29 protein-coding genes and 1 pseudogene are annotated in these 25,382 nt (G+C 55.6%); 21 read left to right on the forward strand and 9 right to left on the reverse strand.

What is annotated here, in order from left to right; translation table 11 throughout:
- Positions 1 to 60: 60 nt before the first annotated feature.
- Entirely contained in the window at positions 61 to 1,020 is a 960-nt protein-coding gene (locus L362_RS12740; RefSeq protein ID WP_023344449.1) for a flagellin N-terminal helical domain-containing protein, read from the reverse strand.
- A 237-nt stretch (positions 1,021 to 1,257) separates the two neighbouring features.
- Here L362_RS12740 and fliD point away from each other — a divergent pair, with 237 nt between their 5' ends.
- From fliD to amyA, 4 genes are all read left to right on the forward strand, one after another.
- Positions 1,258 to 2,661, forward strand: a complete 1,404-nt coding sequence (gene fliD / locus L362_RS12735; protein ID WP_023344450.1) for a flagellar filament capping protein FliD — start codon at positions 1,258 to 1,260, stop codon at positions 2,659 to 2,661.
- Between the two features lie 24 nt (positions 2,662 to 2,685).
- A complete protein-coding gene (gene fliS / locus L362_RS12730; RefSeq protein ID WP_023293878.1) occupies positions 2,686 to 3,096 on the forward strand; it encodes a flagellar export chaperone FliS in 411 nt (136 codons plus the stop codon).
- Complete coding sequence (gene fliT / locus L362_RS12725) at positions 3,096 to 3,455, forward strand: flagella biosynthesis regulatory protein FliT (RefSeq protein WP_023344451.1); 360 nt, start codon at positions 3,096 to 3,098, stop codon at positions 3,453 to 3,455. The genes fliS and fliT overlap by 1 nt, the downstream gene beginning before the upstream one ends.
- Before the next feature lie 103 nt (positions 3,456 to 3,558).
- Complete coding sequence (gene amyA, locus L362_RS12720; RefSeq protein ID WP_021241382.1) at positions 3,559 to 5,046, forward strand: alpha-amylase; 1,488 nt, start codon at positions 3,559 to 3,561, stop codon at positions 5,044 to 5,046.
- 93 nt (positions 5,047 to 5,139) lie between these two features.
- On the opposite strand, the gene yedD is transcribed toward amyA, so the two are convergent.
- Both yedD and fliE read right to left on the reverse strand, forming a co-directional pair.
- Positions 5,140 to 5,553, reverse strand: a complete 414-nt coding sequence (gene yedD, locus L362_RS12715; protein ID WP_023293875.1) for a lipoprotein YedD — start codon at positions 5,551 to 5,553, stop codon at positions 5,140 to 5,142.
- A 74-nt stretch (positions 5,554 to 5,627) separates the two neighbouring features.
- Complete coding sequence (fliE, locus tag L362_RS12710) at positions 5,628 to 5,942, reverse strand: flagellar hook-basal body complex protein FliE (RefSeq protein ID WP_023344452.1); 315 nt, start codon at positions 5,940 to 5,942, stop codon at positions 5,628 to 5,630.
- Positions 5,943 to 6,170: 228 nt separating this feature from the next.
- Between fliE and fliF the strand changes: the two genes are divergently transcribed.
- The 14 genes and pseudogenes from fliF to rcsA all read left to right on the forward strand — a co-directional run bounded on the left by fliF (position 6,171) and on the right by rcsA (position 17,705).
- On the forward strand, positions 6,171 to 7,850 hold the full coding sequence (gene fliF / locus L362_RS12705; RefSeq protein ID WP_021241384.1) for a flagellar basal-body MS-ring/collar protein FliF: 1,680 nt from the start codon (positions 6,171 to 6,173) through the stop codon (positions 7,848 to 7,850).
- Positions 7,843 to 8,841, forward strand: coding sequence for a flagellar motor switch protein FliG (gene fliG, locus L362_RS12700; protein WP_008500327.1), 999 nt, complete (start codon positions 7,843 to 7,845; stop codon positions 8,839 to 8,841). Before fliF ends, fliG begins: the two co-directional genes overlap by 8 nt.
- A complete protein-coding gene (gene fliH, locus L362_RS12695) occupies positions 8,834 to 9,541 on the forward strand; it encodes a flagellar assembly protein FliH (protein ID WP_008500326.1) in 708 nt (235 codons plus the stop codon). Before fliG ends, fliH begins: the two co-directional genes overlap by 8 nt.
- The gene (fliI, locus tag L362_RS12690; protein ID WP_008500325.1) at positions 9,541 to 10,911 is read left to right on the forward strand and encodes a flagellar protein export ATPase FliI; all 1,371 of its coding nucleotides are present in this window, start codon (positions 9,541 to 9,543) and stop codon (positions 10,909 to 10,911) included. Before fliH ends, fliI begins: the two co-directional genes overlap by 1 nt.
- Positions 10,912 to 10,932: 21 nt before the next feature.
- Positions 10,933 to 11,376: a flagellar export protein FliJ gene (gene fliJ / locus L362_RS12685; RefSeq protein WP_021241386.1), complete on the forward strand. Its 444-nt coding sequence runs from the start codon at positions 10,933 to 10,935 to the stop codon at positions 11,374 to 11,376.
- The gene (gene fliK, locus L362_RS12680; protein ID WP_023344453.1) at positions 11,373 to 12,605 is read left to right on the forward strand and encodes a flagellar hook length control protein FliK; all 1,233 of its coding nucleotides are present in this window, start codon (positions 11,373 to 11,375) and stop codon (positions 12,603 to 12,605) included. Before fliJ ends, fliK begins: the two co-directional genes overlap by 4 nt.
- A gap of 106 nt (positions 12,606 to 12,711) precedes the next feature.
- Entirely contained in the window at positions 12,712 to 13,182 is a 471-nt protein-coding gene (gene fliL, locus L362_RS12675; protein WP_021241388.1) for a flagellar basal body-associated protein FliL, read from the forward strand.
- A gap of 4 nt (positions 13,183 to 13,186) precedes the next feature.
- Positions 13,187 to 14,191, forward strand: coding sequence for a flagellar motor switch protein FliM (gene fliM / locus L362_RS12670; RefSeq protein ID WP_008500320.1), 1,005 nt, complete (start codon positions 13,187 to 13,189; stop codon positions 14,189 to 14,191).
- A complete protein-coding gene (gene fliN / locus L362_RS12665; protein WP_008500318.1) occupies positions 14,188 to 14,601 on the forward strand; it encodes a flagellar motor switch protein FliN in 414 nt (137 codons plus the stop codon). Before fliM ends, fliN begins: the two co-directional genes overlap by 4 nt.
- Positions 14,602 to 14,603: 2 nt before the next feature.
- On the forward strand, positions 14,604 to 14,978 hold the full coding sequence (gene fliO / locus L362_RS12660; protein ID WP_021241389.1) for a flagellar biosynthetic protein FliO: 375 nt from the start codon (positions 14,604 to 14,606) through the stop codon (positions 14,976 to 14,978).
- Positions 14,978 to 15,715 (forward strand): flagellar type III secretion system pore protein FliP, encoded by a 738-nt coding sequence (gene fliP, locus L362_RS12655; RefSeq protein WP_008500316.1) that lies wholly within the window; start codon positions 14,978 to 14,980, stop codon positions 15,713 to 15,715. The genes fliO and fliP overlap by 1 nt, the downstream gene beginning before the upstream one ends.
- 9 nt (positions 15,716 to 15,724) lie before the next feature.
- Complete coding sequence (gene fliQ, locus L362_RS12650) at positions 15,725 to 15,994, forward strand: flagellar biosynthesis protein FliQ (RefSeq protein WP_008500315.1); 270 nt, start codon at positions 15,725 to 15,727, stop codon at positions 15,992 to 15,994.
- A 7-nt stretch (positions 15,995 to 16,001) separates the two neighbouring features.
- Positions 16,002 to 16,794: pseudogene (gene fliR / locus L362_RS12645) on the forward strand (flagellar biosynthetic protein FliR); the annotation flags it as partial.
- Positions 16,795 to 17,081: 287 nt separating this feature from the next.
- Positions 17,082 to 17,705 (forward strand): transcriptional regulator RcsA, encoded by a 624-nt coding sequence (gene rcsA / locus L362_RS12640; RefSeq protein ID WP_008500313.1) that lies wholly within the window; start codon positions 17,082 to 17,084, stop codon positions 17,703 to 17,705.
- Between the two features lie 107 nt (positions 17,706 to 17,812).
- On the opposite strand, the gene dsrB is transcribed toward rcsA, so the two are convergent.
- Positions 17,813 to 18,001, reverse strand: a complete 189-nt coding sequence (gene dsrB / locus L362_RS24815) for a protein DsrB (protein WP_008500312.1) — start codon at positions 17,999 to 18,001, stop codon at positions 17,813 to 17,815.
- Positions 18,002 to 18,137: 136 nt separating this feature from the next.
- Between dsrB and yodD the strand changes: the two genes are divergently transcribed.
- A complete protein-coding gene (yodD, locus tag L362_RS12630) occupies positions 18,138 to 18,365 on the forward strand; it encodes a YodD family peroxide/acid resistance protein (RefSeq protein WP_008500310.1) in 228 nt (75 codons plus the stop codon).
- 301 nt (positions 18,366 to 18,666) lie between these two features.
- Positions 18,667 to 19,467, forward strand: a complete 801-nt coding sequence (locus tag L362_RS12625) for a mannosyl-3-phosphoglycerate phosphatase-related protein (protein ID WP_023344454.1) — start codon at positions 18,667 to 18,669, stop codon at positions 19,465 to 19,467.
- Here L362_RS12625 and dgcQ read toward each other — a convergent pair.
- The 3 genes from dgcQ to L362_RS12610 form a co-directional block, all read right to left on the reverse strand.
- A complete protein-coding gene (gene dgcQ, locus L362_RS12620; RefSeq protein WP_021241391.1) occupies positions 19,452 to 21,152 on the reverse strand; it encodes a cellulose biosynthesis regulator diguanylate cyclase DgcQ in 1,701 nt (566 codons plus the stop codon). The two genes, L362_RS12625 and dgcQ, sit on opposite strands and share 16 nt — an antisense overlap.
- Positions 21,153 to 21,225: 73 nt before the next feature.
- Positions 21,226 to 21,408 (reverse strand): YodC family protein, encoded by a 183-nt coding sequence (locus tag L362_RS12615; protein ID WP_008500307.1) that lies wholly within the window; start codon positions 21,406 to 21,408, stop codon positions 21,226 to 21,228.
- Positions 21,409 to 21,486: 78 nt separating this feature from the next.
- Positions 21,487 to 22,398, reverse strand: a complete 912-nt coding sequence (locus L362_RS12610) for a DUF808 domain-containing protein (protein ID WP_008500306.1) — start codon at positions 22,396 to 22,398, stop codon at positions 21,487 to 21,489.
- Positions 22,399 to 22,576: 178 nt separating this feature from the next.
- Between L362_RS12610 and yedA the strand changes: the two genes are divergently transcribed.
- Positions 22,577 to 23,491 (forward strand): drug/metabolite exporter YedA, encoded by a 915-nt coding sequence (yedA, locus tag L362_RS12605; RefSeq protein ID WP_021241392.1) that lies wholly within the window; start codon positions 22,577 to 22,579, stop codon positions 23,489 to 23,491.
- Here yedA and L362_RS12600 read toward each other — a convergent pair.
- Together L362_RS12600 and L362_RS12595 are read right to left on the reverse strand one after the other, a co-directional pair.
- Positions 23,463 to 23,954, reverse strand: a complete 492-nt coding sequence (locus tag L362_RS12600) for a very short patch repair endonuclease (RefSeq protein ID WP_023344455.1) — start codon at positions 23,952 to 23,954, stop codon at positions 23,463 to 23,465. The two genes, yedA and L362_RS12600, sit on opposite strands and share 29 nt — an antisense overlap.
- Positions 23,935 to 25,350, reverse strand: coding sequence for a DNA cytosine methyltransferase (locus L362_RS12595; RefSeq protein WP_023344456.1), 1,416 nt, complete (start codon positions 25,348 to 25,350; stop codon positions 23,935 to 23,937). Before L362_RS12595 ends, L362_RS12600 begins: the two co-directional genes overlap by 20 nt.
- Positions 25,351 to 25,382: the final 32 nt, after the last annotated feature.

A 25,382-nucleotide genomic window follows, 5' to 3' on the forward strand; every position in this document is an offset into this window, starting at 1 on the left:
TACGCGTGTATGCGGACAGAAAAAACCCCGCCGAAGCGGGGTTTGTCGTCAAATTGCGAATTAACGCAGCAGGGACAGCATGGTTTGCGGAACCTGGTTGGCCTGAGCCAGAACAGAAGAACCAGCCTGCTGCAGGATCTGCGCGCGGGACATGTTGGATACTTCGGTCGCGTAGTCGGAATCCTGAATACGGCTGCGAGCAGCGGACAGGTTGTTCACGGTATTGTTCAGGTTAGTAATTGTCGATTCGAAACGGTTCTGCGAAGCACCGAGAGAACTACGCTGGTTATCGACGGCTTTGATTGCAGTGTCGATATCTTTAAGTGGATTGCCGCCGCCTAATGCCGTAGTACCAGTCAATTTACCACTTAAGACGTCGAAACCTACAGCATCCACCTTACGGTTGCCTGCATTTCCGTCAACATCCTTAAGAGTTGCAGCAGCTACGGTGTTAGCGTAAACCCCAGCGGCAACTGCTGTAGTTGTGCCATCGGTATTTGCTGAAGCCAAATTCCAACCTGATGCGCTGTTGATGGAAATACCGATAGTTTCATTATCCTGAGAGCCGACCTGGAAATCATAGCCTTGGGAAGTTGCAGTCGCATTATTAAGAATTTTTTTGCCGTTGAAATCAGTCTGAGTAGTAACACGATCGATTTCCTTCATACGCTCATTCACTTCAGACTGGATCGAGTCGATGTCTGAAGCAGAGTTAGAGCTGTTTTGCGCCTGAACAGTCAGGTCACGGATACGCTGCAGGTTGTTGTTGATTTCGCTCAGAGCACCTTCAGCAGTCTGTGCCAGAGAGATACCATCATTGGCGTTACGTGCAGCAACGGTCAGACCGTTGATATTAGAAGTGAAGCGGTTAGCAATTGCCTGACCAGCAGCATCATCTTTTGCGCTGTTGATACGCAGGCCGGAAGACAGACGCTCGATTGCGGTTCCGAGAGAAGACTGAGATTTGTTCAGGTTGTTCTGAGTCATCAGAGACAGGGTGTTAGTATTGATAACAGCCATGATGTATTCCTTTAAAAAGTTGTCGGTTTCAGGCATCTGCCTACGGTTTTCTCACCGTCAATGTGATTATCGACACCACTTCCTCAACCTTTAGAAAAAAAGATCATTTTTTTAAAAGCCCAAACTGCCTGACTTTTTCCCTCTTTATTTACGCATTGGTTAATAAAAATAACGCTAATCTTTTTCCCGTTTCTGCCGATAGAGCATCCAGTGATTGTCTCAATAAAGGATGAAAATATGGCAAGTATTAGTTCACTAGGCGCAGGTACCTCACTGGACCTCAACACGTTGTATGACAATTTACAAACAGCTGAGCAAACGAAGCTGACGCCGATCACCACACAACAAAGTTCTTATAAGGCGAAACTTACGGCCTGGGGAGTGGTGCAGACTGCATTAACAAAACTGCAGACGGCTTCTGACGCGCTAAAAAATACGTCTGCGATTGCGCAGTCCAAAGTATCTAGCACAAATACGGCATTTAGTGCATCACTTGCCAGCAGCGCGGCGGCTGGCTCGTACTCTGTTGAAGTGACACAACTGGCAGCAGCTCAGTCTTTATTAAGTCCAAAGGTGAATAGTAAGGATACAGACCTTGGCGATAGCAGTATGAGTTCTCGTACTATTACAATCACCCAGCCTGGCCAGAAAAATCCTTTAACGGTGACGCTTGCGAGTGACAAAACGAGCCTGGCTGATGTGCGTGACGCGATAAATGCCAAACAGGGTAGCGTCAGCGCCAGTATTATCAAGGCAGATGATAATAGCTACTATTTGTCGCTTACATCACGTGATAGTGGCACAAGCAATGAGATGACCATCACGACAGATGATGCTGAGTTAGCAAAGTATATCAGTTACGATCCAGGCAATGCGACCAACGTGATGAGTGAGCAAGTGCCTGCTGCAGATGCCAAAGTCAACATTAATGGTATCGAAATTATCCGAAGCAGTAACACCATCACCGATGCACCCGAAGGCGTAACGTTAAACCTGATCAAAACGAACAAAGGTAGTCCTGAAACGCTTTCAGTGGTGAAAGACAACCAGCCAATGACCGATGCCATTCAGGCATTCGTTGATGCCTATAACTCACTACAAACAACTATTTCAAACCAGACGAAATATACAAAAGTAGATCAAGGCAGTACCTCACAGAATTCGAGCAATGGCGATCTGCTTGGCGATGGGACCTTGCGTAATATCCAGACACGTCTGCGCTCAATGGTCTCTGCGAGTCAAGGTTCAGGTTCTCTTGCAACCTTATCGCAGCTTGGGATTACGCAGGATATCACCGGTAAGCTGACGGTGGACAGTACCAAACTTAACAAGGCACTGAACGAAAAATCGGCTGACGTCGTCGCGTTCCTTTCAGGCGATGGAAAAACCACCGGGTTTGCCACCCAGACCAGCAGTCTGCTGAAAGACATGCTCGGAACTGACGGTTCCGTTCAGAATGCCACTGCGGGCATCAACAAGACGCTGAAAAAACTGTCGGACGAATACGATCGCGTAAACGCACAGATTACAGCCACCATGGCACGTTATAAAACGCAATTTACCAGTCTGAGCCAGCTTGTCTCAAAGATGGATCAGACCGGAAGTTATCTGACCCAACAGTTCAACGCCATGAACCGTTAATAAATGATGAATTGAGGTTTTACCATGTATACAAAATCGGGAATTCAGGCATATGCTCAGGTCGGCGTTGAATCGGCCGTTCTGAGTGCCAGCCCACATCAACTGGTTGTGCTTCTTTTTGATGGCGCATTAAGCGCCATGAAGAAAGCCATCATTTTGATTGAACAAGGTGATATTCCCGGTAAAGGGCAGGCCATAAGTAAAGCAATCAATATCATCAGCAACGGTTTGCAGTCAGGTCTAAACCATGAGGTCGGTGGCGACCTGGCGGCAAATCTCGATAGTCTTTATGACTATATGACCAGGCGTCTTTTACAGGCTAATCTTCATAACGACATCAATGCCATTAATGAAGTAGTGGAGTTACTCAATAACATTGCTGATGCCTGGAAAGAGATAGGCCCTCATTCTCAAAACATGCGGGACAATTACTAATGGACGTCCATCTCAGCTTGCTCCGACATTATCAGCAGTTATTAACAACCAGTAACACTATGCTTGTTCTCACCCAGGCGGGGCGCTGGGATGAGCTTATCGCTTACGAAGTTGACTACCTGACATCAGTTGAAAAACTGACTATGTTCCAGGATGCCAGCGAAATTCCGCCTCATATTCAGGCTCAAATACGCCCTATTCTGAAAAAAATACTCGATAATGAAATCGAGTTGAAAACCTTGCTGCACCAGCGTATGGAAGAGCTGAAAGCATTAGTTGGACAGACGTCGAGACAACATAATCTGAACTCAACATATGGACGTTTATCAGGAAATGTTCTCTTTCCATCAGATCTCTAGTCTGAATATGGTATTTTGCGGATGAATAATATTTTGTTATTTCATCCGCGTTTTATTCTCATTTCACCCATACTCACTGTGTTCTCAATATGGAGCACGGACGATGAAAAACCCCACCCTGTTACAATGTTTTCACTGGTACTACCCTGCTGGCGGTGAATTGTGGCGAGAGGTCACGGCGTTAGCCCCCAATCTTAACGAAATCGGCATTAACATGATCTGGCTCCCGCCCGCCTATAAAGGCGCGTCAGGCGGGTATTCTGTCGGCTATGACTCCTATGACCTGTTCGATCTGGGCGAGTTTGACCAGAAAGGCAGTATCGCCACGAAATACGGTGACAAAGCGCAGCTGCTGGAAGCCATCGACGCCCTCAAGCGCAACGACATTGCCGTACTGCTGGACGTGGTGGTGAACCACAAAATGGGTGCCGATGAAAAAGAGCCCGTCCGCGTTCAGCGCGTGAACGAGCAGGATCGCACGCAGATCGACGACGAGGTCATCGAGTGCGAAGCCTGGACCCGCTACACCTTCCCTGCCCGCGCCGGGCAATATTCGCAGTTTATCTGGGACTACAAATGCTTCAGCGGCGTCGACCACATTGAAAACCCCGATGAAGACGGCATTTTTAAAATCGTCAACGACTACACCGGCGAAGGCTGGAACGATCAGGTTGATGATGAGATGGGTAACTTCGATTACCTGATGGGCGAAAATATCGACTTTCGCAATCACGCCGTCACCGAGGAGATCAAATACTGGGCCCGCTGGGTCATGGAACAGACGCGCTGCGACGGTTTTCGTCTGGACGCCGTCAAGCATATTCCCGCCTGGTTCTACAAAGAGTGGATTGAGCACGTCCAGGAGGTCGCCGACCAGCCGCTGTTTATCGTGGCGGAATACTGGTCTCACGAGGTGGATAAACTTCAGGCCTATATCGACCAGGTCGAAGGCAAAACCATGCTGTTTGATGCCCCCCTGCAGATGAAATTCCACGAGGCGTCACGTCAGGGCCGGGATTACGACATGAGCCAAATCTTTACCGGCACGCTGGTGGAAGCCGATCCGTTTCATGCGGTGACCCTCGTCGCGAACCATGACACCCAGCCTTTGCAGGCGCTGGAAGCCCCGGTCGAAGCCTGGTTTAAACCGCTGGCGTATGCGCTGATCCTGCTGCGGGAAAATGGCGTGCCGAGCGTCTTTTATCCGGACCTCTTTGGCGCCAGCTATGACGATACGGGTGGAGACGGTGAAACGTACCATATTGATATGCCTGTGATTGAGCAGCTCCACGAGCTGATCCTCGCGCGCCAGCGTTTTGCCCACGGCGTGCAGACGCTCTTTTTTGACCATCCTAACTGCATCGCCTTCAGCCGCAGCGGCACGGAAGACGATCCCGGCTGCGTGGTGGTGATGTCGAACGGGGACGACGGCGAGAAGGTAATTTGCCTGGGGGAAAACTACGGCAACAAAACGTGGCGTGATTTTCTCGGCAATCGCGAAGAAACGGTCACCACGGCGGCGGATGGCGAAGGGACTTTTACCTGCAAAGGCGGAAGCGTGAGCGTGTGGGTAATTGAGGATGCGCTGTAGAAACAATGCCGGGTGGCGGCTTCGCCTTACCCGGCCTACGGGAAGGCACTTTTGTAGGCCGGGTAAGCGTCAGCGCCACCCGGCAACAAACGGCTACGGTAGTTTACTCTCCAGCGGATGCTTGCTCAGGTAATCGGCACACTCAACCGTTGGGCGATCGACCTTCTGCAGCTCCAGCCCGTCGTACTCAAGCGTCGAGCCATCGCGCTCCAGCGGATAAATATCCAGCTTGCGCGTCACGTTGTAATAACTGTCTGAACGCAGCATGATTTTACCCGGCACGGCAATCACGCGCTGCCACTGACGGCAGTCCAGCGTATCGCCCTCTTCCGTCACCACCAGCGTGGCAATCGCTTCAGGGCTGACCATTTTGCTCTGCGGCCCTTTTGACTGCCAGTATCCCGCCAGATGCGCTGGGACAGGATGCTTGATCACCTCTTTATAATTATCGACCTGAACGCACCCGGTCAGTGCCAGCAGCGCGCCAGCAATTGCTATTTTTTTCATCATCTTTCCTGCATTCGAAGAAAAAAATATTGTGGCATTAAAGCGCTGTGGCTGCCAGCGAAGATCGACAGGTCTTAGACCTGCATCCCCATCACTTCCTGATAAGCCGACACCAGCTTGTTACGCACCTGGATCCCCATCTGCAGGGAAACCGAGGCTTTTTGCAAATCGGTCATCACATCATTCAGCGCCACGCCCGGCTCGCCGAGGGTGAATTTCTCTGCCTGCGTGCGCGCTGCGATCTGGGTATCACTGATACGGTCAAGAGCGGCATGCAGTTGCCCTGCAAAGCTGATGCTCGGCTGCTGATCTGCCACATTCTGATTACGGGCCGTCATCGCCGTTGCCTGCAGCTGACTGATTACCCCTTCAATGCCCTGTATAGCCATGACTCTCCCCTGGATGGTTTTTTACGCGGTCAAGACTAACAGCTTGTCAATAAGATAATGGCGGTAAATAGCATGAAAAAACCAGGTTATTTGACGCATAGAAAATCACGAATCATCAAATAATGGCAGGGCCATCAATATGGAACATTTGTCGTGTTTGCCGACCCGGGAGTCAGTTTTGTTTCTCTACACGAATAACGTAAACCACCAGGATTTAAGAGGTGCGCAATGAGTGCAACAGCATCGACAGCGCCGCAGAATAAATCACTCGAGTGGATGAACCGCCTTCGCGCGAATCCTAAAATCCCGTTGATCGTGGCAGGCGCTGCCGCAATTGCGATCCTTGTAGCGATGGTCCTGTGGGCGAAAAGCCCTGATTACCGGACGCTCTACAGTAACCTTTCCGATCAGGATGGCGGCGCCATCGTCACCCAGCTGACCCAGATGAACATCCCTTATCGCTTTGCCGATAATGGCGGTGCGCTGGAGGTCCCGGCAGATAAGGTGCACGAACTGCGTCTGCGCCTGGCCCAGCAGGGGCTGCCGAAAGGCGGCGCGGTAGGCTTTGAGCTGCTGGATCAGGAAAAATTCGGTATCAGCCAGTTCAGCGAGCAGGTGAACTACCAGCGTGCGCTGGAAGGTGAGCTGGCCCGAACCATTGAAACATTAGGCCCAGTGAAGAGTGCCCGCGTGCACCTGGCGATGCCAAAACCTTCCTTATTTGTCCGCGAACAGAAATCACCTTCGGCTTCCGTGACCGTGAACCTTGAGCCAGGCCGCGCGCTGGACGAAGGGCAAATCAGCGCGGTGACGCATCTCGTCTCCAGCGCCGTGGCCGGTCTGCCGCCGGGTAACGTGACGCTGGTTGACCAGAGCGGTCACCTGCTGACGCAATCCAATACCGCCGGTCGCGATCTGAATGACGCGCAGCTGAAATATGCCGCTGATGTGGAAAGCCGTCTCCAGCGTCGTATCGAAGCGATCCTGGGTCCGGTGGTGGGCAACAGCAACGTGCACGCGCAGGTGACCGCGCAGATCGACTTCTCGAATAAAGAACAAACCGAAGAGCAGTACAGCCCGAACGGCGATGCGGCGCAGGCGGTGATGCGTTCGCGCCAGATCAACACCAGCGAGCAGATTGGCGGCGCAAACCCGGGCGGCGTGCCGGGCGCGCTGTCTAACCAGCCTGCCCCGGCTAACGCGGCGCCGATCTCTACGCCGCCGGCCAATCAGCAGAACGGCCAGCAGAATAACCAGCAGACCACCTCAACGGCGACGAACAGCGGTCCACGAAACAGCAGCCGTAACGAAACCACGAACTACGAAGTGGATAGAACGATTCGCCACACTAAACTGAACGTGGGCGATATTCAGCGTCTCTCTGTTGCGGTAGTGGTGAACTACAAAACGCTGGCGGATGGCAAACCGTTGCCGTTGACCGCCGAGCAGATGAAGCAGATTGAAAACCTGACCCGTGAAGCGATGGGTTACTCCGAGAAGCGCGGCGATACCCTCAACGTGGTGAACTCACCGTTCAACTCGGTGGAAGAGACCGGCGGTGAACTGCCGTTCTGGCAACAGCAGGCGTTTATCGACCAGCTGATGTCCGCAGGACGCTGGCTGCTGGTGCTGATTGTCGCGTGGCTGCTGTGGCGCAAGGGCGTTCGTCCACAGCTCCAGCGCCGTGCTGAAGCTGAAAAAGCGGCTCGCGAGCAGATGAACGCGCGTCAGGAAACGGAAGAAGCGGTTGAAGTGCGCCTCAGCAAAGATGAACAGATGCAGCAGCGCCGCGCTAACCAGCGCATGGGTGCCGAGGTGATGAGCCAGCGCATTCGCGAAATGTCAGATAACGATCCGCGCGTCGTGGCGCTGGTCATCCGTCAGTGGATGGGTAACGAACATGAGTAATACGCTTACGGGCACCGATAAAAGCGTCATCCTGCTGATGACCATTGGCGAAGATCGCGCGGCAGAGGTGTTTAAACACCTCTCCCAGCGGGAAGTGCAAATTCTCAGTGCGGCGATGGCCAACGTGCGTCAAATCTCCAACAAGCAGCTGACCGAAGTACTGTCGGAGTTTGAGCAGGAAGCCGAACAGTTTGCCGCGCTGAACGTCAACGCCAACGACTACCTGCGTTCCGTGCTGGTCAAGGCGCTGGGCGAAGAGCGTGCCGCCAGCCTGCTGGAAGACATTCTGGAAACGCGCGATACCGCCAGCGGTATCGAAACGCTTAACTTTATGGAACCGCAGAGTGCCGCGGACCTTATTCGCGACGAGCACCCGCAGATTATCGCCACCATCCTTGTCCACCTCAAACGTGGTCAGGCGGCCGATATTCTGGCGCTGTTCGAAGAGCGTCTGCGTCACGATGTGATGCTGCGTATCGCCACCTTCGGCGGCGTTCAGCCTGCCGCGCTGGCGGAGCTGACCGAGGTGCTGAACAACCTGCTCGACGGCCAGAACCTCAAGCGCAGCAAAATGGGCGGCGTGAGAACGGCGGCAGAAATCATCAACCTGATGAAAACGCAGCAGGAAGAGGCCGTCATTACGGCGGTTCGCGAATTCGACGGCGAGCTGGCACAGAAAATCATCGACGAGATGTTCCTGTTCGAAAACCTCGTCGAAGTGGACGACCGCAGCATCCAGCGCCTGCTCCAGGAAGTGGATTCCGAGTCGCTGCTTATCGCCCTCAAAGGCGCCGAGCAGCCGCTGCGCGAGAAGTTCCTGCGCAACATGTCTCAACGTGCGGCCGATATCCTGCGCGACGACCTTGCCAACCGTGGTCCGGTTCGTCTGTCTCAGGTGGAAAACGAACAGAAAGCCATTCTGCTTATCGTTCGTCGTCTGGCGGAAACCGGCGAGATGGTGATTGGCAGCGGAGACGACACCTATGTCTAATGAGCTGCCGTGGAAGCGCTGGACGCCGGACGATCTGGCCCCTCCCCTCTCCGAGTTCACGCCAGCCGCGATCCCGACCGAGGCGCTTGACCCGGACGTCGAGCAGCCCGAGCTGAGCGAAGAGGAGCAGCAGGCGCAAATGCTGGCTCAGCTGCAAATGCAGGCGCACGAGCAGGGCTACAATGCCGGTCTGAACGAAGGCCGGCAGAAAGGCCACGAGCTGGGGTATCAGGAAGGCCTGGCGAAAGGGCTAGAGCACGGTATCGATCAGGCGCGCCAGCAGCAGGCGCCGATCCATGCCCGCATGCAGCAGCTGGTCAGCGAGTTTCAGCACACGCTGGACGCGCTGGACAGCGTGATTGCCTCGCGACTGATGCAGATGGCGCTGGAAGCCGCGCGTCAGGTGATCGGCCAGACGCCCGTGGTGGATAACACCGCGCTAATCAAACAAATTCAGGGTCTGCTGCAGCAGGAGCCGCTGTTCAGCGGGAAGCCGCAGCTGCGCGTCCACCCGGACGACCTGCAGCGCGTGGAAGAGAGCCTGGGCGCGACGCTAAACCTGCACGGCTGGCGTCTTCGCGGCGATCCGTCGTTACATCACGGCGGCTGCAAAGTTTCTGCCGATGAAGGCGATCTGGATGCCAGCGTCGCCACCCGCTGGCAGGAACTGTGTCGCCTGGCGGCACCGGGAGTCGTCTGATGACCGCACGCCTCACCCGCTGGCTCACCACGCTCGACAACTTTGAGACGAAGATGGCGCAACTGCCATCTGTTCGTCGTTATGGGCGGCTGACGCGCGCCACCGGTCTGGTCCTGGAGGCCACCGGCCTGCAGCTTCCGCTGGGCGCGACCTGCGTGATTGAGCGTCAGGACGGTCTGGAAACGCGTGAAGTAGAAAGCGAAGTGGTCGGGTTCAACGGCCAGCGCCTGTTCCTGATGCCGCTTGAAGAGGTGGAAGGTATTCTGCCCGGCGCGCGCGTGTATGCCAAAAACACGTCCGGCGATGGGCTGCAAAGCGGGAAACAGCTGCCGCTTGGTCCTGCCCTGCTGGGTCGCGTGCTGGACGGCAGCGGGAAGCCGCTCGACGGGCTGCCCTCCCCGGACACTACCGAAACCGGCGCATTAATTACCCAGCCGTTTAACCCCCTGCAGCGTACCCCTATCGAGCATGTGCTCGACACCGGCGTGCGCCCGATCAACGCCCTGCTGACCGTGGGACGCGGGCAACGTATGGGCCTCTTCGCCGGGTCAGGCGTGGGTAAATCCGTCCTGCTCGGCATGATGGCGCGCTACACCCAGGCGGACGTTATCGTCGTGGGCCTGATCGGCGAGCGCGGTCGTGAAGTAAAAGACTTTATTGAAAACATTCTGGGTGCGGAAGGCCGTGCCCGCTCGGTGGTCATTGCCGCACCGGCGGACGTGTCGCCGTTACTGCGTATGCAGGGGGCAGCCTATGCCACCCGCATCGCCGAAGATTTTCGTGACCGCGGCAAGCACGTGCTGCTGATTATGGATTCGCTGACCCGCTACGCGATGGCGCAGCGTGAAATCGCGCTGGCTATCGGTGAGCCACCGGCGACCAAAGGCTACCCGCCTTCGGTCTTCGCCAAACTCCCTGCCCTGGTGGAACGTGCGGGGAACGGCATCAGCGGCGGCGGCTCCATCACCGCGTTCTATACGGTGCTGACCGAAGGCGATGACCAGCAGGATCCGATTGCCGACTCCGCGCGCGCGATCCTTGACGGTCATATCGTGCTGTCTCGTCGTCTGGCCGAAGCCGGACACTATCCGGCGATAGATATTGAAGCCTCTATCAGCCGCGCGATGACGGCGCTGATAACCGAGAAACACTACGCCCGCGTGCGTAACTTTAAACAACTCCTCTCCAGCTTCCAGCGCAACCGCGATCTGGTCAGCGTGGGGGCGTATGCCAAAGGCAGCGACCCGATGCTCGACAAAGCGATTACCCTGTGGCCGCAGCTGGAGGCATTTTTGCAACAAGGCATTTTTGAACGTGCCGACTGGGAAGATTCAATTCAGGCTCTGGAGCTGATTTTCCCGCAGGTGTAACACAGGTGGAGGGCGAAGGTCATGGCGCAAAACAGCGCGTTATCAACGCTGAAAGATCTGGCTGAAAAAGAAGTTGATGATGCCGCATTGCAGCTTGGCGCAATGCGACGCGGGTGCCAGCAGGCTGAAGAACAGTTGAAGATGTTAATCGACTATCAGCATGAATATCGCACCAACCTCAATACCGATATGACACAGGGCATTGGAAGCCAGCGCTGGATTAACTATCAGCAGTTTATCCAGACGCTGGAGAAGGCGATAGATCAGCATCGCCAGCAGCTTCACCAGTGGACCCAGAAAGTCGATACCGCGCTGAATTTCTGGCGCGAGAAGAAGCAGCGACTGCAGGCCTGGCAGACCTTACAGGACCGACAGATTGCGGCAACGACCCTGGCGGAAAACCGCCTGGATCAGAAAAAAATGGATGAGTTTGCCCAGCGCGCATCAATGAGGAAACCGGAATGATCACACTGCAACAACTGCTGATGAGCGACAGCGACCTGTCAGGCGGTACGCAGACAGGAAAAGGCACCGACGGTGCACAGGACTTTCTCGCGCTGCTCGCGGGCGCCCTGTCGGACGCGACGGGCAAGGGCAACGATGCGCCCCTGACGCTGGCTGACCTGAAAGCCGCCGGCAGCAAGCTGTCCCACGTTGCTCAGGACGCTAAAGGGGATACCACCCTGCAGGCCAAAATTGCCGACCTGCTCTCGCGTCAAACTGCGCTGAATGGCGATGAAACGTCGCCCGTTACGTCGCTTGATACGCTGGTAACCGGGCTGGTGCCGCTGTCAAAGGGTGATGCCCTGAAAACGCTTAATGCGGTCAACAGCAAAGATGACGGCAAAAGCGAGCTGAGCGAAGAGGAGCTGGCCGGGTTAAGCGCGCTGATGGCTATGCTGCCGCACCAGCAGACCAGCACCTCACGTGCGGCAGGCAGTGACGGTGTGTCCGCCACCGCAACGCTGAGTTCAGCGGCGCTGACGCAAAACGGCGCGGGCCAGCCGTCCCTGAACGCGCTTCCGGGAAGCCATGATAAAGCCCAGAGTGCTGCGCCTTATCAGAGCCAGGCGAAAAACAGCGACCCGGCCCTGTCGGGTAACGCGCCGGCCACGCCGGCCGTGGCCGCAACGGCAGAGAAGCAGGATCTTGCCAGTTCCTCCTCCTCAGCCTCACCGACGGCGACCCTGGCACCGATTATGTCCAGCCATGCGACCAGTCAGACGGCCGCCACCGTCGCCACCGCGCCGGTGTTAAGCCAGCCTCTGGGTACGCATGAATGGCAGCAGTCCCTGAGCCAGCACATCACCCTGTTCACTAAACAGGGCCAGCAGACGGCCGAGCTGCGTCTGCACCCGGAAGATCTGGGTCAGGTGCAAATTTCGCTTAAGCTGGATGATAACCAGGCACAGCTGCAGATGGTTTCTGCGCACAGCCATGTCCGTGCGGCGCTGGAAGCCGCGCTGCCGGTCCTGCGAACCTCACTGGCGGAGAACGGCATTCAGCTTGCGCAAAGCAGCGTCAGCAGCGAGAGCTTTGCCGGGCAGCAGCAGTCCTCATCCCAGCAGCAGCACCAGGCTTCGCGTTCCGGCAACACCGGCGGCTTTAATGACGAGAGCGATGAGTTACTGCCTGTCCCTGCCGCTCTGCAATCCGCCGCGCGCGGTAACAGTGCCGTAGATATCTTCGCCTAAACGCCAGAGGTAGCGTGATTATCCCCGTCTTTTCCACGCTTTGACGACAGCAGGACACGGGATAATCACCTTATTAAGCTGTACCGAAACAGGAAGCTCGTATCAGATGACTGACTCCGCTATCACCAAAAAAAGTAAGCGTTCCATCTGGATCCCGCTGCTGGTGTTGATCACGCTCGCCGCCTGCGCTACCGCGGGCTATAGTTACTGGCGTATGCAGCAGGAACCTTCGACCGCTGCGGCCAAAGCCGAACCTGCACCACCGCCGGCGCCGGTATTTTTCCCTCTGGACACCTTCACCGTGAACCTCGGTGACGCGGATCGTGTGCTGTATGTCGGTATTACGCTGCGCCTGAAGGATGAAGCCACGCGCGCGCGTCTGAATGATTATCTTCCGGAGGTGCGTAGCCGCCTTCTGCTGCTGTTCTCTCGTCAGGACGCTTCGGCGCTGGCCACCGATGTGGGTAAGCAAAAGCTGGTCGACGCCATTAAACAAACGCTGGCGACCCCGCTGGTAAACGGCCAACCTAAGCAGGAAGTCACTGACGTTCTGTATACAGCCTTCATTCTGCGGTAACGACATGGGCGACAGTATTCTTTCTCAGGCAGAAATCGATGCGCTGCTCAACGGCGACAGCGATAAAAGTGATGATCCGCAACCGGGTATTGGCGGCGATAGCGATATTCGTCCCTATGACCCGAATACCCAGCGTCGCGTGGTACGTGAACGTCTGCAGGCGCTGGAGATCATTAACGAACGTTTTGCACGTCAGTTCCGTATGGGGCTGTTTAACCTGCTGCGTCGTAGCCCGGATATTACGGTCGGTGCGATCCGCATTCAGCCGTATCACGAGTTTGCCCGCAACCTGCCGGTGCCAACCAACCTTAACCTGATTCATCTGAAGCCGCTGCGCGGCACCGGTCTGGTGGTGTTTTCCCCAAGCCTGGTGTTCATCGCGGTGGATAACCTGTTCGGCGGCGACGGGCGTTTCCCGACCAAAGTAGAAGGTCGCGAATTCACCCACACCGAACAGCGCGTCATTAACCGCATGCTGAAGCTGGCGCTGGAGTCCTACAGCGACGCGTGGAAAGCGATTAACCCGCTGGAAGTGGAGTACGTCCGTTCTGAGATGCAGGTGAAATTTACCAACATCACCACCTCCCCGAACGATATCGTCGTGAACACGCCGTTCCACGTGGAGATCGGTAACCTGACCGGCGAGTTCAACATCTGCCTGCCGTTCAGCATGATCGAACCGCTGCGCGAGCTGCTGGTTAACCCGCCGCTGGAGAACTCGCGCAACGAAGACCAGAACTGGCGTGAAAACCTGGTCCGCCAGGTCCAGCATTCGCAGCTTGAGCTGGTGGCGAGCTTCGCCGATATCCCGCTGCGGTTATCTCAGATCCTGAAATTACAACCCGGTGATGTTTTGCCGATAGAAAAACCCGACCGCATTATTGCCCATGTGGATGGTGTCCCCGTGCTGACAAGCCAGTACGGCACGATTAACGGTCAGTATGCGTTACGCGTTGAGCACTTGATCAACCCGATTTTGAATTCGCTGAATGAGGAACAGCCCAAATGAGTGACATGAACAATCCGTCCGATGAAAACAGCGGAGCACTGGACGATCTGTGGGCTGACGCGTTAAACGAGCAAAAAGCGACCCCGGCCAAAAGCGCAGCGGATGCCGTATTCCAGCAGCTTGGCGGCGGTGACGTCAGCGGCACGCTGCAGGATATCGACCTGATTATGGATATCCCGGTTAAGCTGACCGTTGAGCTGGGACGCACCCGCATGACCATTAAAGAGCTGCTGCGCCTGACGCAGGGCTCCGTAGTAGCCCTTGACGGTCTGGCCGGCGAGCCGCTGGATATCCTGATCAACGGCTATCTGATTGCTCAGGGTGAAGTGGTGGTGGTGGCCGATAAATACGGCGTACGCATCACCGACATCATTACCCCGTCTGAACGTATGCGTCGTCTGAGCCGTTAAGCATGAAAACCCAGGCAACAGTATCGCAACCTTCTGCCGTTCCCGGCTCGCCTCTGCTCCAGGTGAGCGGGGCGTTGTTCGGTATTATTGCCTTTATTCTTATCGCCGCCTGGCTGGCGAAGCGCTTTGGCCTGGCGGGGAAAACCGCCGGTGCCCGCGGGCTGAAGGTCAGCGCCAGCACTACGCTGGGGCCGCGTGAACGCGTGGTCATCGTCGAGGTGGACGACGCGCGCCTGGTCCTGGGCGTCACGGCGTCAAACATCAGCGTGTTACATAAACTGCCGCCCGCCCCTGCTGTGGTGGACGAGCGTGCAGAGGCCCCTGCGGATTTCCAGTCCGTGATGAAGAGTTTGCTTAAGCGTTCCGGGAGATCCTGATGCGCCGTTTGTTATCCCTGACGCTTGCGGGCGTTGGCCTGTTTGCTCCCGCGGTCTATGCGCAACTGCCCGGTCTGGTTTCTACCCCGCTCGCGGGCGGCGGCCAAAGCTGGTCGCTTCCGGTTCAGACGCTGGTGTTCATCACCTCGCTGACGTTTATTCCGGCTATCCTGCTGATGATGACCAGCTTCACCCGCATCATCATCGTTTTTGGTCTGCTGCGAAACGCGCTCGGCACCCCTTCCGCTCCGCCAAACCAGGTTCTGCTCGGGCTGGCGCTGTTTTTGACCTTTTTCATTATGTCGCCGGTGATCGATAAGATTTACACCGACGCCTACCAGCCGTTCAGCGAAGATAAAATCTCCATGCAGGAAGCGCTGGATAAAGGCGCGCAGCCGCTGCGGGAATTTATGCTGCGCCAGACGCGTGAAGCCGATCTGGCCCTCTTTGCCCGCCTGTCCAACACCGGCGAGCTGCAGGGACCGGAAGCGGTGCCCATGCGTATTCTGCTGCCCGCCTATGTGACCAGCGAGCTGAAAACCGCATTCCAGATTGGCTTTACCATCTTTATTCCGTTCCTGATTATCGACCTGGTGATCGCCAGCGTCCTGATGGCGCTCGGGATGATGATGGTGCCGCCCGCGACCATCGCCCTGCCCTTTAAGATCATGCTCTTTGTGCTGGTCGACGGCTGGCAGCTGCTGGTCAGCTCGCTGGCGCAGAGTTTCTACAGTTAAGGAACGGCAATGACACCCGAATCGGTCATGATGATGGGCACGGAGGCGATGAAAATCGCGATTGCCGTTGCCGCGCCGCTGCTGCTTGTCGCGCTGGTTACCGGTCTGATTATCAGTATTCTCCAGGCCGCCACGCAGATTAACGAAATGACGCTGTCATTCATCCCGAAAATCATCGCCGTGTTCGTGGCGATTATCGTGGCCGGGCCGTGGATGCTGAACCTGCTGCTGGACTATATGCGCAACCTGTTTACCAACCTGCCGTACATCATCGGCTGACCTGACGATGCTGCACTTCACCAGCGACCAGTGGGTTCAGTGGCTCGGCGTCTATTTTTGGCCGATGCTGCGCATCATGGCGCTGATCTCTACCGCCCCCATTCTCAGCGAGAAATCGATCCCTAAGCGTGTCAAAGTGGGGCTGGGCATCATCATCTCCATTATCGTCGCCCCGTCTCTTCCGCCGGTGGATATTCCGATCTTCTCGGCGAATGCGGTATGGGTGGCCCTGCAGCAGGTGATGATTGGCGTCGCCGTTGGCTTTACCATGCAGCTTGCCTTTGCCGCGGTGCGTACCGCGGGGGAACTGATTGGCCTGCAGATGGGGCTATCGTTCGCCACGTTTGTTGACCCTGGCAGTCATCTCAACATGCCCGTGCTGGCGCGCATTATCGATCTGCTCGCCATGCTGCTGTTCCTGTCGTTCAACGGCCATCTGTGGCTTATCTCCATGCTGGTGGACACGTTCCATACGCTGCCGATTGGCGAAAATCCGGTGAACAGCAATGCGTTTCTGGCGCTCACCCGCGCGGCGGGGCTGATCTTCCTCAACGGGCTGATGCTGGCGCTGCCGATCATCACCCTGCTGCTGACCGTCAACCTGGCGTTAGGTTTACTCAACCGAATGGCACCGCAGCTTTCGGTGTTTGTCATTGGTTTTCCGCTGACGCTGACGGTCGGAATTTTATTAATGTCATTACTGATGCCACTTATCGCTCCCTTCTGTGAACATTTATTCGGCGAGATATTCAACCTGTTAGCGGATATTGTCAGCGAATTGCCACGTAAATAATAGCCCGCACTGTTGTTACTGTCTTTCTGAGGATATTCCTAAAATAAAACGCGAAAAACATCTTCCAGGATATATCTGACGCGGTTTAATTGTTTCTAACCACCTCACAATACTTAATATTTACTTTACTTTAAGAAGATTCCTGGCAAATTATACGTAACTTTACGGGATAGTGAGTCCGCCTGAAAGTCTTTGTCATGCTCACAGGTTTATTATTTTTTTCCATCCCGTATGGCTGTTTTGAGCTCTCAGGCAGATGGTGAATTATCGTTACGCATTGAGTGAGGGTATGCCATGTCAACGATCATTATGGATTTATGCAGCTACACCCGGCTAGGGTTAACCGGGTACCTGGCAAGCAGAGGGGTAAGAAAGAGAGACATCAACGATGCACACACCGTTGACGAACTCGCAGCCGCTTGTGACGAACTCAAACCAGGCGTGGTGTTTATTAATGAGGACTGTTTCATTCACGATCCAGCCAACAGTCAGCACATTAAGCAAATCATTAATCAGCATCCAAAAACCCTGTTTATTGTTTTTATGGCGATCGCGAATATCCATTTCGATGAGTATTTGTTGGTCCGTAAAAATTTATTGATCAGTTCTAAATCGATTAAACCCGAGTCGCTGGATGACATTTTGGGTGATTATTTGAATAAAGAAGTTAAAAATGTAGGAGCGGTTAACTTACCCACCCTATCATTAAGCAGGACTGAATCAAGTATGCTGCGAATGTGGATGGCGGGACAAGGAACTATTCAGATCTCCGACCAGATGAATATTAAAGCGAAAACCGTTTCATCACACAAAGGAAATATTAAACGGAAAATTAAAACGCATAATAAGCAAGTGATCTACCACGTGGTACGCCTGACCGATAATGTGACGAACGGGATTTTCGTCAACATGCGTTAGTCGCTTAAGAAAAGACCCTGTGCACCCTACCTTTGATCTCTGGCCTGGCCAGAGATTTTTGCTTTTACAGCGGGTGTCGGGCACGCAATGTGCTACCCGACGCCGTGCTAGTCTGCTTTCTCAACAAAAATACCGTCCGGATGCCCCAGTTCGTTAAAAAACCAAATGCCGAGCGGGTAGTCTTCCAGTGATACCAGGTACATTGTACCTTCGCTAAACTCTTCAATTGCCAGCACCACACCCGGGCGGCGCGGCCCACCGTCCGTTTTAACGGTTACCCGATCGTTGACCTTCATACATTCCTCCTCTGGTTTTGAGCCAGTGTAGAACAAAACGCAAAAACGCACATCGCCGCCCGGCGTGAATGGCGTTTTTATGCACAGGCTATACTTAACCCTGGACACGTTTGCAGGTTGAAAGAGGAGTCCCGCAATGAAGACCGATAAAGAGTACAGCGATACCATCAAGCGCGAAGTCGAGGTGGATGTCGATGCCCTGCTGGCCGCCATCAATGAGATCAGCGAGTCAGAAGTCCGCCGCTCGGACGACAATTCGGACCGCGTCATTGTCAACGGAAGGGATTATCACACCTATCGCGAGCTGGCCGAGGCCTTCGAGCTCGATATTCACGACTTTAGCGTGTCGGAAGCCAATCGTTAGGGCGAAAAAAATCCCGGTCATGGGGATGACCGGGATCAAAACTTGCTTATGCAAGAAGCACTTGAAAATTCGTTACACCAGGAAATCTGATGTACATGCCACACTATCCCCAACGAATTTGTCTGACAAGCATATATTCTTAGGATGAATATAATATTTTTAACATAATGCTTTTGGTTATGAGCAATAACATACGCCGAATGCGGGTTTGCCAGGGAATACTCTCATTTCTCCGGTTAACAATTCGGATATTTTTTAGGAATTTTCTTAGAGAGAAACGCATCCGTCACCGGGAGTCACTATGCCTTCACTGCGGGATACCTTGCTGATTTTTTCCGACCTGGATGGCTCGTTGCTGGATATTCATACCTATGACTGGCAACCCGCCATGCCCTGGCTGGACAGGCTGCAGGATAACCAGATTCCGATCATTCTCTGCAGCAGCAAAACCGCGGCAGAGATGCTGGATATTCAGCAGGATCTGGGGCTGGAAGGCCTGCCGTTTATTGCCGAGAACGGCGCGGTGATTCAGCCTGACGTGCGCTGGGACAATATCCAGCGTCAGATTAGAGGGATGACACACCGGGATATTCGTCCGCGGATCGAGCAGATTCGCCTGCAGACGGGCTTTAAATTCACCACCTTTGACGATGTGGATGAGCACGTTATTAGCGAGTGGACCGGACTGACGCGCTACCGTTCGACGCTTGCCCGCAAGCACGAAGCCTCCGTCACGCTGATCTGGCGCGATACCGACGAGAACTTGCTCCAGTTTGACGAGGAACTGGCGCACAGCGGCCTGCAATGCCTGCAGGGGGCGCGCTTCTGGCATATTCTGGACGCCCGCTGCGGTAAAGACGTGGCGGTTAACTGGCTGATTGAACGGTATCGCGAGCAGGAAGACATAGAACCCACCACGCTAGGGCTCGGCGACGGTCCCAACGATGCGCCGCTGCTCGACAGCATGGACTTCGCGGTGGTGATCAAGGGGATTAACCGCCAGGGCATCACGCTACGGGACGATAACCCCGCGCGGGTCTATCACACCCAACAGCCCGGGCCTGCGGGCTGGCAGGAGGGGCTGGATCATTTCCTGTCCTGATCCCGCCACACGACCCGGTTACGCCCGCTCTGCTTGGCCTGATACAGCCGGGCGTCCGCCACGGACTGCAGCTGTTCAAAATCGTAATTGCCCGTTTCATCCGCGCTGCTGACGCCCAGTGACGCGCTGATACGCAGGGTTGTGCTCTTCTTCACCAGGATCTCCTTACTGTTGATTCGGCAACGAATGCGTTCGGCGACGCCTCTCGCCTCCTCCAGACCAAGACCGGGAAGGACCACACAAAACTCTTCGCCACCGACGCGTCCGGCCACGTCATTCTTGCGTAACGCGCTGGCAATCACGCCTGCCGTATGGGAAAGCACCTTATCACCGGCCTGATGGCCGAAACGGTCGTTGATGTTTTTAAAATAGTCGAGATCGATCTGAATCACCGAGAACGGCAGCGACTGCTGACGACAGGTTTCCGCCAGCAATTTTGCTCGGTCGAACAGCGCGCCGCGATTATTCAATCGGGTCAGCGGATCGTGCCAGGCCTGCCACTGGAGCGAGTGCTGAAGCGTATACATGTTACTCACCATCCGACGGATCACCAGCCACGAGATCAACAGCATGGCGGTAAAGAGCGCCCACAGCAGCGCCAGCACAATGCTGATACTGCCGAAGTCGTCCTGCACCCCTTCGTGCAGGGTGTGGATCCGCAGGACGACGCCATCGAAGTGATCGAGCCGTTCCCAAGTGATAAACCGGCTCCCGAGGCGGATACCGCCGCCGGTATCATGTTCAATCGCCTGGGCAATCTGCGCCGTTTCGCGTTCGTCAAACTGGTTCACCGGGCTTCCCGCGTGGGCTGAGGTGGCAATCATATTAAGCCTAGTATCGTACAGCTGATACTCCCCCTCCGTCCGGTCTTCCGTCGCGTCGGTCAGCAAACGCTGCATCGTGTCTAATGTAAAATCCATCGCCACGACGCCGTACCAGTAATGATCGAAATAGATGGGGACGCTGGCGGTGATCGTGCGTTCATCCCCGGTCCAGGATGAAGGCGTGGAGATAAACCAGCGCACGGCGCGGGCGCGGTTGTTACGTTCTGACTGCTGGGTAAACCAGGACTGCGTGACCAGATTATAATAGCGGGCGGTAATATCACCCGCCCGATCCGGCGTATCCGTGGAAAGGAAAAAACCGGCGCGGGAGACGTAGATCACCCGCGCTTCCGTTTGCGCTCTCGATGACGCCAGCCTGAGCAGATACCCCACTTCGAGCGCGGCAGAAATTTCATGACTGATGCGCTCAGCGTCCCGGTTCAGAAGCGTGGTTTTATCCACGAACGCATCCGAGACCCCGTTGATGGGAAGGGTGCGCTTTTTATCAACGGCGAGCTGCCAGGTGGGGAGCATGCGGACGGTGTTAAAGCGTGACACCGCATCCTGTAGGACATCAAAGGCCAGCGGCGTCTCGATTGCATCATGCATGCCCTGGCGGAATAACAGCATCCTGTCGACGCTGTTCTGTAACTGCCTGTCCAGCGAACTGGCCACCGTATCCAGATGATTGCGCTGGCTGGAGATGTACGCCTCTTCCAGCACCACCACCTCACGCCAGGTCAGGAGCGTGGAAAACACCAGAACGATCAGAAAACAGAGATTAACAATCCGCCCCGGATTGCTACGCTTATGCAGCCATTGCAAAAAAGTTTGTCTTACAACAAAGGTATCGCGCTGCACACACACTCCCTGATTACTGCTCTATACCCGAAACCTGAGATAAAAACGCCCGGCAAAGCCGGGCGTTATGTGATTAAGCCTTGTCCCGTTTGTGCTGCCCGTCCCCCGGCTGAAGCTCATCTTCACGGAATGCTTCCCGCTTGATGCTATAGCCATCGTGCCACCGGCATTCCACCATTCCGCTGGAATACCCGGTGACGATCATACGTGGGCCGCCCTTTTTAGGCTTAACTTCATCACTGACCAAAAAGACCATACCTGCCTCCTGTATCAGGGTGAAACTGTTTCAATTTAGACGAGGAATGGTCTTTTTGCATCCTGCCGACGGTAACAATTAGTGCGACGTGCCGCGAATTTTCTCAACCAGCTTCACCGCCGCAACGACGATAGCGCCAATGATAAAGCCCAGCACCAGGTTCAGCAGCGTGGGCAGAATCGCCGCGATAACGGCCCCCTGCGTGGAGGAGAAATGTTCGATGGCATGGTGCAGCGGCGCAATGCCGTGAACCACAATTCCGCCGCCTACGAGGAACATCGCCAGCGTGCCCACCACCGACAAGCTCTTCATCAGCCAGGGCGCCAGCACCAGCAGGCTTTTGCCGATGCCTCTTGCCACCGCGCTCGACTTTTCTTCCAGCCAGTAGCCAATATCGTCCAGCTTGACGATCAGTCCCACCAGACCGTACACGCCCACGGTGACCAGAATCGCGATGCCGGAGAGGATCAGCACCTGGTTCAGAAGCGGCGCGTCAGAGACAATCCCCAGCGTAATCGCGACGATTTCCGCAGACAGGATAAAGTCGGTCCGAATAGCGCCTTTGACCTTATCGCGCTCGAAGGTTTTTGGATCCTGCGCGGCCAGCGCTTCAAGACGCTGCTGGCGCACCTCCGGCGTATCGCTCTGCTTGCGCGCGCTAAAGGAATGCAGCACTTTCTCCACGCCCTCGAAGCAGAGAAATGCCCCACCGATCATCAGTAACGGCGTGATGGCCCAGGGGATAAAGGCGCTGATCAGCAGCGCCAGCGGCACCAGGATCACCTTATTCAGGAAGGAACCTTTCGCCACGCCCCACACCACCGGCAGTTCACGGTTTGCCCTCACCCCACTCACCTGCTGAGCGTTAAGCGATAAATCATCGCCCAGCACGCCTGCGGTTTTCTTCGCCGCCAGTTTCCCCATCACTGAAATGTCGTCCAGTAGGGTGGCTATATCATCCAGCAATGTTAATAAGCTACTTCCTGCCAAAATCTTAATCCTTCATTTTTTGGTAATTAAGTGAATAGTATGGAGCAAAAGCGCAAACCCGGAAACAGGCACCTTACGTCAACAAAAAATTCACATCAGCTACACAATTAAAGGGCTCGCCAGCGCGATAGTTTTCGCGTTTACTATCAGCGACCTTTTTATTTCGACGTGAGGGATTATGCGTTTCCGGCAATTGCTACCGCTCATCGGGGCACTCTTTTCGCTGTACATCATCTGGGGCTCAACCTACTTTGTCATTCGCATCGGCGTGGAAAGCTGGCCGCCGCTGATGATGGCGGGTATCCGCTTCCTTTCGGCGGGTATCCTGCTGCTGGCCTTCCTGATGCTGCGCGGGCATAAGCTTCCCCCGCTGCGCCCGATGCTGAATGCCGCCCTGATCGGCCTGCTGCTGCTGGCAGTGGGGAACGGGTTTGTGACGATTGCCGAGCACCAGAACGTCCCGTCCGGGATCGCCGCCGTGGTCGTTGCCACCGTACCGCTGTTTACCCTCTGCTTCAGCCGTCTTTTCGGCATCCGCACCCGCAAGCTGGAATGGCTGGGGATTGGGATTGGGCTGGCCGGCATTGTTCTGCTCAACAGCGGCGGCAACCTGAGCGGGAATCCGTGGGGCGCGGTGATTATCCTTATCGGCTCGATGAGCTGGGCGTTCGGCTCCGTCTACGGGTCGCGTATCGAACTGCCGACCGGCATGATGGCCGGTGCGATTGAGATGCTCGCCGCGGGGATTGTCCTGCTTCTGGCCTCCACCCTGACGGGAGAAAAGCTGACCGCGCTGCCGGACCTGTCGGGCTTTCTCGCGGTGGGCTACCTGGCGCTGTTTGGCTCTATCATCGCCATTAACGCCTATATGTTCCTGATCCGCAACGTCTCCCCGGCGGTCGCCACCAGCTACGCCTACGTTAACCCGGTCGTGGCCGTGCTGCTCGGGACAGGACTGGGAGGAGAAACGCTCTCGCCTGTGGAATGGATTGCTTTAGGGATCATCGTGTTTGCCGTCGTACTGGTCACGCTGGGCAAATATTTGCTGCCGGCAAAACCGGTGGTCACGCCTTGTGAGGTGGAGAAACCGTAAGCAGGTGAATACCCTGCGTGTCGATCTGCGCGGTCTGACCGCCGCCGCAGATCCACTCTTCCAGCCGTTCGCGCAGATCGGTATCGTTCAGCTTTAGTCTGCCTCTCAGCGCACACTCCCAGACGATCAGCACCCGCCAGCCCTGCGCAATCAGCGCGGTGAGATCCCGATTGTCGCGCTCGACGTTTTTACCAATCTTATCCAGCCAGAAATCGGTGCGCGTCGCGGGGACTTTAAACAGGTAGCAGTCGTGATGGTGCCAGAAGCAGCCGTGAGTAAAGATGATGCACTGCCAGGCGTCGAGGACGAAATCGGGACGACCCGCCAGGGCGGGATCCTGCACGCGAAAGTCAAACCCTGCCTGCGTCAGCAGCGCGGCCAGGCGCTTTTCAATGGCGGTGTCACGCGTGCCGATGGCACGCATGTTTTTACTGCGCGTGGCCTTATCGTGAACGTCCGTCATTGACGGCCTCACTCTGGCGTAGCGCCACCGCCTGTCTGATGCGCGGAGCCAGCAGTTTTGCGACAGCCGCAAACGCGGGAACGACGACCGAGTTACCAAACTGGCGGTACGCCTGGGTGTCTGAAACCGGAATGCGGAAACCGTAGCCTTGCGGCGTTTCAAAGCCCATCAACCGGGCGCATTCCCGCGGCGTTAAGCGCCGTGGGCGATGACGCTGGTTGTGCGGATCGTCGAAATCTTTTTCACCCAGCGCTTTGTCCCAGCCTCTGTCGATCAGGATTTCCGCACCGTCTTTAAAGTAGCGAGCAGACAGCGTACGGGTGACGCTGTGCGGATCGTTCGGGTTGACCATCCCAAAACCGAAGCCGTTGCCTTTCGCCTGATGCTTCTTGGCATAGCGGTAAAGGTATTTCCACAGCACCGGGGTCAGGATAAATTTCGCGTCGACGACCGGTTCCAGCAGGTCGGCCACGGTAGGACGGCGCTCGGGATACAGAGAAGGAATATCCCGCAGGGTGAAATCCCCCTTCAGATTGAGATCGCGGCGGAAGCCCACCAGCACGATACGTTCGCGATGCTGGGGCAGGAAATGTTTCCCATCAATGATTTTAGGATCGTCCGCGCCCATGTCCTCTGAATCGGCCACGTCATAACCCAGCTCATCCAGCGTTTGCATGATAATGCGGAAGGTTTTCCCGCCGTCGTGGCTTTTTAAGTTTTTGACGTTTTCCAGTACAAAAATGGCCGGACGACGGGCGTCAATAATGCGCGCCACGTCAAAAAACAGCGTTCCCTGCGTATCGCAGGCGAAACCGTGGGCGCGTCCGAGGGCATTCTTCTTGGAGACGCCGGCCAGCGAAAAAGGCTGGCACGGGAAGCCGGCCAGCAGCACGTCATGCGCGGGGATCGTCTGACGAATATGCTCGGCGGCCTGCTCATCGCTCACGCCGCTTTTATGGCTCAGGGTGACATCGCGAATATCGGCGTTGAAATGATGCTCGTGCGGGTCGCAGTACCAGTTGGCCTTATAGGTCCGCACGGCGTGCTTGTTCCACTCGCTGGTAAATACGCACTGTCCGCCGATAGCTTCAAAACCGTGCCGAATACCGCCGATACCGGCAAACAGATCGATAAACCGGAAGGCATAGTTCGGGTGCGCGGCAGAAGGTCGCGGAAGCAGGTTTTGCAGATAACGAAACTCGCCTTCACTCAGGCGACGCCCTGCTCGCTCGCTGGTCAGCAGACGTTTAAGGATCGCCGGGCTCCAGTGGCTTTCGCCGTGCGCCACCAGCAGACTGGCCAGCGTTTTAGCATCATAGATATCCAACAGCTGGCGCAGTAAGGCCTGCACCGTTGCCGTTGATTTCTCAGCCTGCGCGGGCGCGGGCTCTTTCACTGCTCGATTTTCCTGCATTCTTTTAACCGGAG

It is taken from the genome of Enterobacter sp. MGH 16, assembly GCF_000493175.1.
Classification (GTDB): domain Bacteria; phylum Pseudomonadota; class Gammaproteobacteria; order Enterobacterales; family Enterobacteriaceae; genus Enterobacter; species Enterobacter roggenkampii.